General features: G+C 46.9%; 12 protein-coding genes. 7 read left to right on the top strand and 5 right to left on the bottom strand.

The annotated features are described in order from the left end of the window. The first annotated feature begins 201 nt into the window (after nucleotides 1-201). Nucleotides 202-732, top strand: coding sequence for a hypothetical protein (locus NWE92_07590; protein ID MCW4029493.1), 531 nt, complete (start codon nucleotides 202-204; stop codon nucleotides 730-732). A gap of 38 nt (nucleotides 733-770) precedes the next feature. Here NWE92_07590 and NWE92_07585 read toward each other — a convergent pair whose 3' ends face one another. Together NWE92_07585 and NWE92_07580 are read right to left on the bottom strand one after the other, a co-directional pair. Continuing rightward, nucleotides 771-2,279, bottom strand: a complete 1,509-nt coding sequence (locus tag NWE92_07585) for a hydroxymethylglutaryl-CoA synthase (GenBank protein ID MCW4029492.1) — start codon at nucleotides 2,277-2,279, stop codon at nucleotides 771-773. Next, entirely contained in the window at nucleotides 2,276-3,481 is a 1,206-nt protein-coding gene (locus NWE92_07580; GenBank protein ID MCW4029491.1) for a thiolase family protein, read from the bottom strand. Before NWE92_07580 ends, NWE92_07585 begins: the two co-directional genes overlap by 4 nt. 134 nt (nucleotides 3,482-3,615) lie before the next feature. On the opposite strand from NWE92_07580, the gene NWE92_07575 reads away from it, so the two are divergent. After that, on the top strand, nucleotides 3,616-3,759 hold the full coding sequence (locus NWE92_07575) for a hypothetical protein (protein MCW4029490.1): 144 nt from the start codon (nucleotides 3,616-3,618) through the stop codon (nucleotides 3,757-3,759). Nucleotides 3,760-3,761: 2 nt separating this feature from the next. Here NWE92_07575 and NWE92_07570 read toward each other — a convergent pair whose 3' ends face one another. Further along, entirely contained in the window at nucleotides 3,762-5,165 is a 1,404-nt protein-coding gene (locus NWE92_07570; protein MCW4029489.1) for a nicotinate phosphoribosyltransferase, read from the bottom strand. Between the two features lie 133 nt (nucleotides 5,166-5,298). On the opposite strand from NWE92_07570, the gene NWE92_07565 reads away from it, so the two are divergent. From NWE92_07565 to NWE92_07555, 3 genes are all read left to right on the top strand, one after another. Further along, nucleotides 5,299-5,913: a hypothetical protein gene (locus NWE92_07565; protein MCW4029488.1), complete on the top strand. Its 615-nt coding sequence runs from the start codon at nucleotides 5,299-5,301 to the stop codon at nucleotides 5,911-5,913. A 254-nt stretch (nucleotides 5,914-6,167) separates the two neighbouring features. Continuing rightward, nucleotides 6,168-9,089: an FtsX-like permease family protein gene (locus NWE92_07560; GenBank protein MCW4029487.1), complete on the top strand. Its 2,922-nt coding sequence runs from the start codon at nucleotides 6,168-6,170 to the stop codon at nucleotides 9,087-9,089. Beyond that, a complete protein-coding gene (locus NWE92_07555; GenBank protein ID MCW4029486.1) occupies nucleotides 9,086-9,994 on the top strand; it encodes an ABC transporter ATP-binding protein in 909 nt (302 codons plus the stop codon). The genes NWE92_07560 and NWE92_07555 overlap by 4 nt, the downstream gene beginning before the upstream one ends. A 125-nt stretch (nucleotides 9,995-10,119) precedes the next feature. Here the strand turns inward: NWE92_07555 and NWE92_07550 are convergent, their stop codons facing one another. Beyond that, nucleotides 10,120-10,452, bottom strand: coding sequence for a hypothetical protein (locus NWE92_07550; GenBank protein ID MCW4029485.1), 333 nt, complete (start codon nucleotides 10,450-10,452; stop codon nucleotides 10,120-10,122). 141 nt (nucleotides 10,453-10,593) lie between these two features. Between NWE92_07550 and NWE92_07545 the strand changes: the two genes are divergently transcribed. Together NWE92_07545 and NWE92_07540 are read left to right on the top strand one after the other, a co-directional pair. After that, complete coding sequence (locus tag NWE92_07545) at nucleotides 10,594-12,372, top strand: hypothetical protein (GenBank protein ID MCW4029484.1); 1,779 nt, start codon at nucleotides 10,594-10,596, stop codon at nucleotides 12,370-12,372. A gap of 88 nt (nucleotides 12,373-12,460) precedes the next feature. Then, a complete protein-coding gene (locus tag NWE92_07540; protein MCW4029483.1) occupies nucleotides 12,461-13,282 on the top strand; it encodes a hypothetical protein in 822 nt (273 codons plus the stop codon). Nucleotides 13,283-13,338: 56 nt separating this feature from the next. On the opposite strand, the gene NWE92_07535 is transcribed toward NWE92_07540, so the two are convergent. Then, nucleotides 13,339-13,530, bottom strand: coding sequence for a lysine biosynthesis protein (locus NWE92_07535; protein MCW4029482.1), 192 nt, complete (start codon nucleotides 13,528-13,530; stop codon nucleotides 13,339-13,341).

Genomic DNA, 13,530 nt, shown 5'->3' with positions numbered 1-13,530 from the left:
ATATCTAAAAAATATACCCGATACCACCTGTTGAATTTTTCTTATTATCTCAATTTTTGGCTCTTGCAGATTTTTATCACAATAATTTGTTGCAAAATATGTCAAATACCCCCTTTATATAAGGGAGGGGTAGGTCTCATACTGTCGGGTTGGCGGGAAACACAAAAATTCTACGACCTCCATATCTTTGGCGTGATTTAGTTGGATAAAGCTGATTTCTTACTTTGGAGCCGCAAATACGACAAAGCCAACGGTTGGCTGGCGCAGCGTGAACGGGAATTAGGCGCAAAATTCCGCAAAAATAAGCAGCTCACCCCTGCGGATTTAGCCGCTGTGGTGGAGTGGCGCTACCGCGATGAACCCGATAAAAAAGAGCGTCTCCAAGAACTTGTCGCTCGCAACGACCCCGAAAAAGTCAGTCGCATCACAAGCCAAGTGCTCAGCCTCCCCAACTGTGACGACGCCTACCGCCTAAACTCGCTAACAATGCTTGAAGGCGTCAACCCCGTGCTTGCCAGCATCATCTTAGCCTTCTTTGACCCCGCGGACTACGGCGTCTTTGACACCCGTATCTGGAAACCAATCCTTGGAAACCCCACCGCAAACCTCTACCAAACCCCCAATTACCTAAAACTCCTCGCTGCCCTACGCAAAACCGCCAACAAACACAACCTCGCCACACGTACCATCGACAAAGCCCTCTATAAGAAAAGCATAGACGAAGGAACCTAAAAAAACAAAGAAAGAAAAATTTTTGGGCAAAAACGCCCTTACATGCCCTGTTTTAGTCGTCGATAGGTGGTGTAGTCGATGTATTCGATGAATGGGTTGTCGGCTTGGAACTTGACTGTGATGCGTTGGCGGCTGCGTTTATCAAGCAACTGACTCGTCGTACGAAGCAGATATGCGTCGCTGCCTGCGCCTGAACCATAACTCGTCACCAAGATACGCTCATCGGGTTTTGCGATGTCGAGAACCGCGGCTAACCCAATCAGGGATGCGCCGCTGTAGGTGTTGCCGAATTTTGTCATTTGAATCGCAGGCATAAACTGCTCATCTTTAAACCCGAGTTCCTTGGCGATTCGCATCGGGAACGCAGGGTTCGGCTGGTGCGGCACGAAGTAGTTGAGGTCGCTGGCTTTGAGGTTGTTGCTCTCCATAAGCTTGGTCGCAGCTTTACGAACATGCTTATGATAGGCGGGGTCGCCGGTGAATCGGCCTCCGTGGCTTGGATGGGGTTCGCCGTCACGACGCCAAAAGTCTGGGGTGTCGGAGGTACAGCTATACCATGCCTCAACTTCCGCGATTACATCGCGTTTGCCAAAGATGTACGCTGCCCCGCCGTATCCCACAAAAGCGTCCAATTCGCCTCCAGGGCAACCACGAGGAGCCGCCTGAGAGTTGTCGGCGCCAATAACCATCGCGTAATTAATGCCTGACTTGGGATAACTTACCAATGCGCAAGCGTCTTTGAACATGCTCGAAGCCGCTTTGCACGCGAATTCAGTGTCCACTGCATCAACACCCTGTACATCGCCATCTTCCTCTCCGAGTTTGAGGACTTGCGCAACCTTGGCGGCTATGGGTTTAACTGCGTATGGGTTTGATTCGGAACCTGCGTAGACTTTGCCTATCCACGCGCTATCCAACCCTGAGTTAATCAGAGCCAATTTGCCTGCTTCAACAGCGGCAGTCACAGAGTCCTCATCAATAAAGGGCACCGCACGTTCTATGCCGCCGTCTTTTATGCGGAAACGCGACGAATAAGCGCCGTAACCGACGATGCCGGGTAACTCGTAGTTTTTAGTGGGCTGCACAACCTTGTATTCCTGATGCGGATAATACTCATCAGCCAAGGTAAAGGCTAACGATATCGTGGGCACAAGATCACTTTTGCCCACGGAGTAGCGTCTGCGGAAGCGGGGGATAACTTCTCGACCTTCAAGACTGGCTAAATCAATGTCTTTCCCGCTGCAAGCAAGTTGATCAGTAAGGCGTGCGGGAACACGGATTTTGCCATCATGAAAGGAAACGATGCCGTAGACAAAGTTCGAGAGCTTCATGAATTTGTTGGTGGGTTCGTTGATAAACGTGGCGAGTTCAAGGGTGCCTTTCTCGAAGAAGAGGTCGTTGCTTTCCATTTTCCCGTAGCTTTTTCTGCCACAGTTACTGCAGTAGTCACGGACTTCAAAGTATTCCTTGCCGCAAATCTGGCACCTGCTTCCCTTTAGGCGGTCACCAAGGTATGATACGCGGCGTTCTATAGGTTCACTGCTCATGGTTTTTTCTCTCCTAAAATGTTGACGTAGGCTTTTGTGCCAAAGCCCTCAAATTCAACAACGCAACCGTTTTTAGGTAAGCCCTCTTCAAGTCGGACTTGGCGTTCAGCTGATTCGCCGCGGAGTTGACGGAAAACCTCAAAGACTTGAGCGCCCCCCGTTGCACCCAGCGGGTTGCCATCTGCTTTTAATCCGCCATTAGTATTAACAAAGTAGGGTTTGTCGTTGAATTCGTAGCAGTTTTGGCCTGTGCTGCAGCCTTCATGTATTCCTTTCCACGCGGTTCCGGGCTGACAAAAGCCAAGGTCTTCGAGCGAAACCATCTCCATCATAGTGGATTGGTCATAGAGTTCTAAAAGCTGCAAATCCTCGGGCCTAAGCTTGGACATTTCAGAGGCTTTACCCATTGCAAGCTCAGCCGCTATGAAATGTGAGAGGTCTTCGCGAGCGGGGTAATTGAGGTAATCGGTAGCTAAACCGCAACCCAGCACATAGACCGGTTTGGCGGTGTAGGTTTGGGCGGTTTTTTCGCTGGTCAGAATTAACGCGGTTGCGCCATCCGATATGGGCGCGAAGTCATAGAGTCCAAGGGGTTTTTGGGCGGCTTTGCGTGCGCTGATGACTTGGTCAACGGTGATTTTTCTTTGGAATTGCGCGTATTTGTTTTTGGTTGCGTTTGCATGGTTTTTGACGGCAACTTCGGCTAACGCGATGTTGAGGGTTTCTTGGTCTTTGGGGTTTAGTCCGTGTTTTTTGATGTAGGCGCGGAGCATGAGTTCATGATTGGATTCGGGGGTTCCGCCTGCATAGTAGCACCAGGGGTCATCTAACAGCATGAGGTCGTCGCGGATTTTGTCCCATCTGTCCGTCATCTTCTCTATTCCGCCAACGAGTACTGTGTTGTAGACTCCTGCTTGTATGGCGTGGCAGGCGGTTTGTAGGGCGGCGCTGAAGCTGCGGGTGACTTCCATGGGTACGTGGAGTTCAGTGAGTTCCGAGAGGAAGCCCTCTTCTAGTCCGAGTTTGTTGGTTATGGGTAAGAAACAGTCGGACATGTAGCAGGCTTCGAGGTTTTTGCGTTCGATGCTGCATTCGTTGGATGCGGCAAGCCACGCTTCCTCGATGAGTTTTTCGGGTTCTTTGCCGTAATGTTCTCCAAATTTTGTACGGCCAACAGCAACTATGGCTGGACAACTTTGCATAATGTTGCTCCCTTTTTTAGACTTAAAGGTTTTAAAAAACGACTATTAAGTGTTTGCTAATTCTGGACCACTTTAGCGATGACCTAATATATTTCAGTGGTCCGATATCTATGTAGAGAGAAGGGGGACCCTTAATGTTTACTGGTCTAAAAGAGCGTTTTGACGCGTTTTTCTATAAATGCGAATACCTCAAGGAATGCGACAAAGTCACGCCTCAATGCACCTGTGGCGGAAACAGCTACTGCGGCGAATACAAAAGACGCCTTAAACAAAAATAGCGCTACTGTTTTCCGTTTGCGTGGTTAATTTCGTTTTCAGTAATTTGTCGTCTTACCTTATCTATTAACTTCTGGAGCTTTATGCTGAGCTCCACGGGGTATGCTGGGGCATTAGTTAATACTTTGTATTGGGCTGGCAACTTGGCAAGGTTCGCTTTTGCTGTTTCGCGGATTTCTTGCAGGGTCGGCGTCGCCTTAATTTGTTTTCCGTTTTCCATAACTTTCTCCAGTAAAGGTTTGGCTTCAACAGTCTCTTCGGTTAATGCGATGTGGTCTTTGCGGAAATTTCCATCATTTGAGAAGAATCGATATACCTGTTTGCGTCCGGGGTGGGTGATTTTGTCTTTGCTTAGCTTCATTATTGGGTTGAAGCTGCCGTCGCCGTTTTGGGTTTCGCAGAGTTTATAGATGCCGTCAAGGTAGGGTCGGTCGGCAGAGGTACCCATCTTTGTTCCTACGCCAAACGCGTCGATGGGTGCGCCGTCTTCGAGTAGCTGAGCGATTTTGAATTCTTCTAAGTCGCCGCTGGCAAAAATGTTCACATAGTTTAAGCCTTTGGCGTCGAGGAGTTTGCGGACTTTTCGGCTGACTTCGGCTAAGTCGCCGCTGTCCAATCGCACCCCGCCCAGTCGGTGGCCTTTGGCTTCGAGTTCTTTGGCTACGGTTGCGGCTTTTTCGGCTCCTACTATATCGTCGTAGGTGTCGATGAGTAGTGTGGTTTTGTTGGGGAAGGTTTTGGAGAATGCGCGGAAGGCGTCGATTTCTTTTGGGTAGGACATGATGAAGCTGTGCGCCATGGTTCCAAAGACAGGGATGCCATAAGCCATACCTGCTAAGACGTTGCTTGTTCCTTGGCAGCCAGCGATGTAGCTGGACCGCGCGACCTTCATGCCTGCGTCGATTCCGGGTTCGCGGCGTAGCCCAAACTCTATGACTGTTTTGCCTTTTGCTGCCTGTACTACACGTGAGGCTTTGGTGGCTATCATGGTTTGGAGGTTTATGGAGTTGAGGAGAAAGGTTTCGGCGAGTTGTGCTTCGATGATTGGGGCAGTAACGCGGAGGAGGGGCTCGTTGGGGAAGGCTATGGTTCCTTCGGGCATTGCCCACACTTCCCCCGTAAACTTGAAGTCTCGAAGATAATCGAGGAAGTCGGGTCGGAAGCCCTGTTTTGTGAGGTAGCCCAGTTGTTCCTCGGTGAATTTTAGGGTTTGCAGATACTCTAAGGCTTCTTCTAGTCCGGCGAATAGGAAGTAGCTGCGGTTTTCGGGGAGGCGGCGGATGAAGAGGTCAAAGGTTGCGGGTTCGAAGTTTTGGTTGTCGAAGTAGGCGGCGCACATAGTGAGTTCGTAGTAGTCGGTGAAGAGGCTCATGTTTTGGGTTTTTAGGAAGCCTAAGAAATCTTTCATGACTACGTAGGGGGCGATTTGCAGATTTAAGCTTTCCAGACGTGGGTCAAGAAAGTTTGACTGAGCCTATTTGGCTGGTAGTCAAGAAACCTTGACGAAAAAAATCTTAAGCATATGCTCAAAAAGGATTACTATGGTCAAAAGGTTAGCCGTTGTACTTTTCCTTCTTCTTTTGCTTATGCTATTGGTAGTTCCAAGGGGGAATTTAGCTAAGGCAAATTTTTGTTTTAGAGGACCTGAAGTTTATGTCACTGCTAATTTTGCTAATGATTCAAGAATTGAAGTTTTGCACAGCTCAACACAGGTCAAATTCAACTTTTCTGTAAGAGTCGTTTTAGAGTTAGAGGTGAAGTCGGTGACGCTTGACTGCTATGTAGATGGTTTAAAGAAGGACACAAGGAACCTCAAAAACTCTGAAGCTGAAAATTATTCCTACCAATTTAAAATAACTGATTTACGTGAAGGCTTACATTACACAGAAGTTAATGTGACAATTCATTATCTTCTCGCTTTTCCTACTCCGGAGCTCCGCGATTGTTATAAAGATGGCTGTTCTGGCAAAATGTTCTTCACACTAGAAACGCCAACTGCGGAGCCAACGCCTTCCCCTTTAACCTCGTCTTCATCAAACTTCCTACTAGTAATCTGTATTGCCGCGATTGGGACACTTGTGGTGTGCTTGACGGTGTTTGGTTTTTTTCCCCTAAAAAAATGCAGTGCCCTGCCTCCTAGTCAAAAGAAAGTTTGATCGCGTTCATTAGTCAAGAAATCTTGACGGAAACGCTTTTAACTAAAACGAAACAAAACGGCGGCTATGTGCGTCTCTACGGTTTCGCGACTTCCAAGTTGCCTCCTTTGTCCCCTAATCTGTGCGTCAACCGCCCTTCCAGTCCGTAATGGATTGTTTTCTTGTTGCCGTTTAGCTTCAAAAGGCGCTTGTTTGGTTGTTCTAATACGTAGATTTAAATGCATTTTACTCCAAAAGGAAGCGAGTGAATACTAATGCCGCTACTCTACCCCATAAAACATGTCTTTCGCAACTGGAAACTTTTCGCTGCACTTTTAATTGGAATTGCGCTTGCTGCAACATTTTTTGCCGGCATCGGCGTGAAAGCAAATGTGGCTTCTGAGCAGTCCCTAGATAAACAGATTAGTTCCGTTCTGGTTGACATGAGTTCTCAGGTTCAGCTTAACCTGTCAAACCTCAATCTTGCCTACCGCGACATTCTAGGTGTAGAGGGCGTCACACACGCTGATTATATAGCGAGTGTCTTTTCACCGGTTGGGTTGCCTTCAGATAACTATTCCCGTATGGGTTATTACGCGCAGATGGTTAGTTTTCCGAATAATTCACGAATTCTTGGCGAATGGCTCAACAAACCATCTGATCCGTTGCCAACAAATTACACCTATGTGATGGCTGGTAGTGACCTTGCTAAAAACGTCAAGATTGGCGACATCATCACAACAATGGTTACTTTTGATAGCCCCAAATATTATAATCAAACTACTTTTTACATGAATTTGACTGTGGCCGGGTTCATTGAGTTAACTGATAAAGGCTATTCATTACTTACCGGTAACACCTACTATTATGAAGACTCATATTACGGTTCTTACAAAAGTGACATTTTGGTTGTCGACTGGGATAATACCCTTGTGCCCCTTTGGTCGAAGGCTCTTGATAGCAGTACCGTTAACATCCAATTTTACATAGATGTTGATCGCGAAGGGCTCATTAGCCCCTGGAATGTGCAGGCTTCAGTAACTAAAATTCAGCAAATCGCTGATAAAATCCAAAACCAGGTTTTAGGTAAATATCTTGCTTGGGGATGGGTAAACAACCAATTGGGCAATTCCCTTTCAGGCTATCAGAGCAACATATCGGGGTTCATAATGAATTTTGCCTTCGTTGCAATCCCTATTTTATTTTTATCATGGTATCTGGGCATGACTGTCTCAGATGTATCCTATAATATTCGAAGAAGAGAGATTGGTCTTCTCTCCACTAAGGGGCTGTCTAATGGGCAGATTCAGCGGATGTTTCTCTCTGAAGCAATAGTGATTGGTTTAGTCGGCGGCTTACTCGGGGTTGTCGGCGGTTTACTTCTTAACCAGTACTATGCCGGCTCAGTCAATGTCAACAGTCTCTTCACAAGCCAATTATTCAGTCCTGAAATTGCCCTATACACGATTATCTTTGCTGTAATTCTGTCGCTTCTTTCAGTGTTCTTTTCTTCTCGCAAAGCTTCAAGAATTCCTGCGGTTGAGGCATTACGAAACGATATGTCTTTGAGCGAAAAACCTCCCCGCAAAATATTTCCCGCAATAGCGTTAATTATAGGCTGCTATCCGATTGTGATATACCTGTTTGCTATCGACGTTCCTACTGCATTTGATCAGTGGCTATACACGTCAGGTAACGTTTTCCTCATGGAATTATCCAACCCCATTTCAATCATTGACGACGGCTTGAAGTTCTTCGGGATTTTCTTTTTCTTGTGGGGATTCACTAAACTGGTTATTCGTGATTCAACAAAGTTTCAAACAGCCGTAACCAAAATTGCATCCGTTATGGGTGATTTGGGTGCCTTGGCTGCTAAGAACGTGCGAAGAAATCCTGCCCGTTTGGCGGCTTTAGCCTTCATTGTTGCCTTGGTTATGGCTCTTGGTGTTCAAGTCAGTGGCCAGATAGCAAGCCAAGAGGATTATATTGTGAGAGATTTGCGGGCGGATGTTGGCGCTGATATTTTTGTTAATTTGGCTAATGCTACCGAAGGTCAAATTGTCCTTAACCAATTATTAGCTAACGTTTCAAGCATCCAAAATGCTACTGTAGAACGCATCCTTAATCCTCCAATCGATGGCGGCAGCAACGGTTATTATTCATCCACGATACGATTAAGAACCATAGACCCGACCAGTTGGGCGTTATCTGCCTATTATGAGGACGGCTGGTTTAGCGGAAACAACCTACAAGACATACTCAAAATGATGAAAGCTGACAACAACACCATCGTTGTAAGCCGCACTTTTGCCAAGCAGTATGATTGGAAACTCTACGACAAAGTGACCATTAATTTCGAGTCTGTTCCGCGTATGTTAAAGATTGTCGGGTTCTTTGGACCTGAACCCACAGGAGACAATACTGTAATACCCTACCGGACGTCAGGGACAACAACAATATTCCAGGATGCGAGCGGGAAAAGCGTTATTGGTTCACAATTTGTGCCGTCTTACTACTATGGAGGCAGCTACGATCTAGCTACTGACTGCTTTGCACCAAGAGACCTCTTTAACGTAACAGGTGCAGACAGTGATATCTATCAAATAGAAAGCTTCTCCACCAACATCCTCATAAAACTTAAACCCGGGGTCGATGGAGCTGTAGTTGCTCAACAAATTCGAGACTTAGACCTCGACATAAACACTGTTGTCTCTTTCGACGAAGAATGGCAGAGTTCCACAGAGATGAATAACCTCTCGACATACACTAGCCTACAAACACTTGATTTCCAAAGCTTTGGGCTAATATTCGCTGTGATCTCTGCTTCCGTTGGAACAGCCCTGATCGCCATAGTTAGCCTAAAAGAACGTAGCCGAGAAGCCACTCTCATGAGCGTCCGGGGACTATCGTTGCGGCAACTAATCTGGATGTTCATCACAGAAAGCATGTCAATCATCACCTTTGCAGCTATCCTTGGTATCGTTGTAGGTGTTATCATTGTCTATGGCACAGTAGCAATCGCAAACAACTCCATGTACACGATGTCATTGGTCTCTCAACGACTAATCTTCCCTGCTGATGCAGTTGCTACAATCGGCACCTACGCCGCCTTAATCTATGCCTCAACTATTGGGGCCATAATAATCATGTCAATTCAATACGTCACAAAATTAGAAAAGATGGTTAGAACAAGATGAGCACAAATAATCAGAATATAAAAATCCGTGACCTAGTAAAAATCCACCATACCGGAAAAATCGAGGTCCAAGCCCTCCGTGGCCTAAACCTCGACATCTGGGCAGGTGAACTAGTATCCATAATTGGTCCCAGTGGAAGCGGCAAATCCACTCTGCTAAACATCATAGGCGGTCTAGACAAAGCGACCGCAGGCACCGTAACCGTCGGCGAAAAAACCGTTACCTCCTTGTCTGTTCGCCAACTCGTTGATTATCGGCGCAAAACCGTTGGTCACATATTCCAAAACCTCAACCTCATCCCAACCCTAACCGCTCGAGAAAACATTGAATTCGCCATGGTTGCCTCAGGCGTCAAACGGGGCAAACGCAAAGAACGCGTCCAAAACCTCCTAAACGTGGTCGGCTTAGAATCCCGTGCTCACCATAAACCCGAAGAATTAAGCGGCGGTGAACAACAACGCATTGCCATCGCTTCTGCCCTCGCTAACGATGCCCCAATTCTGCTTGCGGATGAACCCACAGGCGAATTAGACACAGCAAACGCCCGACTCATAGCGGAATATCTTGTAAAAATAAACAAGGAACTTGGCAAAACCATAGTCATGGTTACTCACGACCCCAGCGTTGCACGCGTCTCAAGTCGCATTCTGCGTATCGAAGACGGCATTATAAAAAACGCTCTCGCACCCTCAGAAGTCATCGTGCAGGAAAAAGCCCACTCTTACGTGGACCAAATCAAAGACCGCATAAACGAACTTGGCACCCAACTGCAATTGATAGACACAGAATTCCGCAGCGGCAGACTCAACGGGGACGAATACGTGGATAAACGCCAAACCCTCAAACACATTCGTGACAGCCTCAAAGAGGAACTTTCACGTATGGGCGTTATACCTCCAGTTTAACCTTTTTTAGAAATTCAATATTCTTTTTTATTTACATCAAATAAGGGCGTGGTCGTCTTAGAGCTACAGCTAGTGCCCTCAACACACCGCTAAGCCACCACAGAAGAAAATTTTGAGCCAAGCACTTAGAGGCGTTCTCTGAGTTTTTCTGAGAGCCTCTGCGCAATCGTTTCTTTCTCTTTCTCGATGCTTTCCCAGAGTTGCCGAGTTTCGTTGTCGGCAGCAGCATCCGCTTTATAGTTGTTTCTTATATGCCACAAACTCCTGCACTCGATGAGTAATTGCTCCATCAAGTCATACGTGTTATTGTCAAGCATACGCCTCTCCGAAGACGTTGAAACGTTGAGGTCAACGCAGACTTTTTGGTCCTTGTTTTCTTCGTTGGTTTTGCAGACAATAAAGCTGGTGTCGCCGGCACTGGTGGTGGTTGTGAGGATTTCCTCGTCTTCTTTGACCAAAACATACACCTCCAAAAAAACACACAGACTTCTGCTACACTTAAGGCTATGTGACTGCACCACCACGCAACATTTAGCTGCAGGTAAGCTTTGTAACTGATACGTTTATAAACAAAACCAACAAACAGACAATTGATAAGCATGCATAGATTTGTCTTGGTAGCAATTGTCTTAATTGTATTCAGTATAATAGTGCCCGTCGGATCGGTTTTAGGCGAAGTAACTCCCGGCGTCAAAGAAGGTGACTGGATAAGCTACAACGTCAACGTAACCGGCAACCCCCCCGGCGACCACAACATTCAGTGGGCATCCATGAACGTCACTGACGTAGAAGGTTCCCAAATAGTTCTTGACATCCAAACCCGCTTCAGCAATGGAACTCTATTCGAGGAGCATATCACATTAAACCTCGCCACTGGCTTTTTAGGCGACGACTTCTTCATCCCACCCAACCTTGACGTCGGAGACCAATTCTATGACGTCTACCAAGGAAACGTCACCATATCCAGCGTGGAGCAGCAAACCATCGCTGGCGCAACGCGAAGCGTGGTTTTGGGTTCAACCACCTACACCAGTTATGTCTGGGATCAACAAACAGGGACGCTGGTGGCTGCTGAATCCATCGAACCCGAGTATGTCATGATAACCAATACCGAAGCAACAAACATCTGGCAACCAGATCAACCCACTCAACCCACCGAAATCTTGGGTTTCTCACAATCAGTATTCTACGGATTAATAGTCGTCGTAGCCATAGTTGCTATAGCTATGGTTGTGGTTTCTGCTTTTTGGATACGCCAACAAAAAACACGTCTCCTTCAACTTGCCCTAGAAGCAGTTGGCGCCATATTTACTGCCGTATTCTTAGCAGCTTACCTTGGAGGCATGTTCATGACGCCCTCCACCACTGTGCTCCACTCCGACCCCGTCTTCCACGCAGTCCTCTACGTCTTCGGCGCCGCCCTGCTAGTCCTCATACTAACAAACACTCTCGCAGCCCTAAAACAAAAAAACCCCTCCAACAGCTTCTTTGCCGTTAAAATCGGCTTAGCCATCGTCGCCGCTGCATACTTCCTCTTTAACCTACACGGCCTCTTCACACTGGAGTGGGTCGGCGAATGGAACCGAATCGGCGGCGGCTTTTCGATGTCTGTTTTTATCCAAGACATAACCAATTTTGTCGGCATAATCACCCGCTTCATTGGCGGCGTCATCGCCTTTGCCGCGCTGATTTTCTACTTCAAAAAAGGCGCCCCAACACCGCAGAAGACCTGTCGCATTTTGCAGTGGATTTTGGTTTTGGAAGCCATCTATTGGCTCTCGCTTTTGCCCATGGCAGGCATAAACGTCTACTTCAATCTAACCACCACATGGTATGACCCCCTCAGCTACTTCGCCTGGACTACCTTGCCAACCCTAGTAGAATCCATCGTGCCAACCATCACGCTGCTCATCTTAGCCAAAAAGCTGAGCCCCAACAAGCCCCAAAATCCCGCCATCAAATGGGGGCTAATCACAGGCACCGTCTACGTCTTGGTATTCTGGTTAACCAACATGGGCAGTTGGATGCAGACCGTGCAACAACAAGGAACCGCATACCTCACCAATTACCCCCAACAACTCCTCAGTTTCACCGTGACAGTTGTGGGCTTATTAGGGCTGCTAATATACGCTGCATACTACACCAAGAAAAACACACCAGTCCAAAACTGGACGGAACTAAACTTACGCGGCGCCGGCGTCATCATCAGCTTGCTGGGACTGTTTTTCCTGTGGAATTATCTGTCTTGGATATTTTTTGGCGGCGTCTGGAGCGACTGGTACCGATGGTTCCTTGGTCACAACCTCGACCTGTGGATGCTCTCGTTGCCGCTGCTTGGGATACCTTTGATGTATATAGCTAAAAAGACAGGCAGATAACCTCTCTTTCTTTGAGTTTTTTCAGGACTTTTTTCTTATCATGTCGTAAATGTTATAAAAAGAAAAAATCAGTAATGAATTGATGTATATGCCGCAAAGCAAGGTTTCAATTTTTTGTTTAACCTTAGCGGTGGTAGTTATGGTTTCTTTTGGTAATTTGGCGCAGGCAAACCCCATCTATGAGCGGGGCGATTTGACTGTAGCTATAATTGAGTCGCCTCAAAGCAAGACATACATTACCAATGTTATCCCTATAACACTTGTAACTGGGTGTCATGTTTTTCTTTCAACAGGTTACTACAGCATCGACGGTGGTCCTGAGGTGGTAATTAACGAAAACATAGGGCAGAGTGCAACTTTTAGAACTTCAGTTAACTTCACGGATGGGGTCCACCATATCCATCTTAGAACAGGTAACATGTTGACTTCCTGTGCTGACGTGTATTTTACAGTGAATACCTCCGTTCCCTTCGTTTCTTTAGTGTCCCCCGAAAATCGCGTATACAACACTTCAACGGTTCCCCTGCATTTCTCGTTACTCGACGAATCCGTTGTCTATGTGACATATAATTTAGATGATACAGGAAATGTTACGGTGAGGGTTCTTCATCCTTATCCACCCGAGTTTCCCGAAGAATTAACCTGGTACCCCTTAGCTAATCAAACAGAAGGCACACATCATGTCACGGTTTTTGCAGAGGATGATTTTGGGAACAGTTACTCTGCGGACACCTCTTTTGTTATCGATACAAAACAGTATGCGGCTGCCACACCTACTGTTTCACCCCCAGAGATTGAACGGGAAGCGGTTGGTGCAGTGCCGATTAATGTGTCTGTCACGGTTGCTGCTTTGGCGGTTGTTGCCGCTGTGAGTTTAGTTATTTATTATCGGAAAAAAATGCGGCGATGAATACTCGCCGGTCATGTGGAGCATTGATTAAAAAGGAGAAGAAAACGGTTTTGGCGTTAAGCCAAAATTGATTCTTCAGGTTGGGATTCGAAGGTTTCGAGTTTCATTTTGCCGCCCTTCTTTACGGTAACGTAACCCATTCCGCAGAGGGGGCATGCGACGTATTCGTGTTCGCCCACAGCGTCAAATTCAAAGTTTTCATGGCATGTGGGGCACCTAAATACTATGGCGTGTAGTGGTTTGTTCAT

The sequence above is a fragment of the Candidatus Bathyarchaeota archaeon genome (assembly GCA_026014745.1).
Taxonomy (GTDB): Archaea; Thermoproteota; Bathyarchaeia; order Bathyarchaeales; family Bathycorpusculaceae; genus Bathycorpusculum.
The sequence above is the reverse complement of the archived record's forward strand: the minus strand, read 5'-3'. Positions and strand labels throughout refer to the sequence as shown.

Coding starts and splice junctions, on each gene's coding strand:
- NWE92_07560 (MCW4029487.1), top strand. CDS start 6,168: ATGCCGCTACTCTACCCCATAAAACATGTCTTTCGCAACTGGAAACTT.
- NWE92_07570 (MCW4029489.1), bottom strand. CDS start 5,165: ATGAAAGATTTCTTAGGCTTCCTAAAAACCCAAAACATGAGCCTCTTC.
- NWE92_07580 (MCW4029491.1), bottom strand. CDS start 3,481: ATGCAAAGTTGTCCAGCCATAGTTGCTGTTGGCCGTACAAAATTTGGA.
- NWE92_07540 (MCW4029483.1), top strand. CDS start 12,461: ATGCCGCAAAGCAAGGTTTCAATTTTTTGTTTAACCTTAGCGGTGGTA.
- NWE92_07555 (MCW4029486.1), top strand. CDS start 9,086: ATGAGCACAAATAATCAGAATATAAAAATCCGTGACCTAGTAAAAATC.
- NWE92_07545 (MCW4029484.1), top strand. CDS start 10,594: ATGCATAGATTTGTCTTGGTAGCAATTGTCTTAATTGTATTCAGTATA.
- NWE92_07535 (MCW4029482.1), bottom strand. CDS start 13,530: ATGAACAAACCACTACACGCCATAGTATTTAGGTGCCCCACATGCCAT.
- NWE92_07575 (MCW4029490.1), top strand. CDS start 3,616: ATGTTTACTGGTCTAAAAGAGCGTTTTGACGCGTTTTTCTATAAATGC.
- NWE92_07585 (MCW4029492.1), bottom strand. CDS start 2,279: ATGAGCAGTGAACCTATAGAACGCCGCGTATCATACCTTGGTGACCGC.
- NWE92_07565 (MCW4029488.1), top strand. CDS start 5,299: ATGGTCAAAAGGTTAGCCGTTGTACTTTTCCTTCTTCTTTTGCTTATG.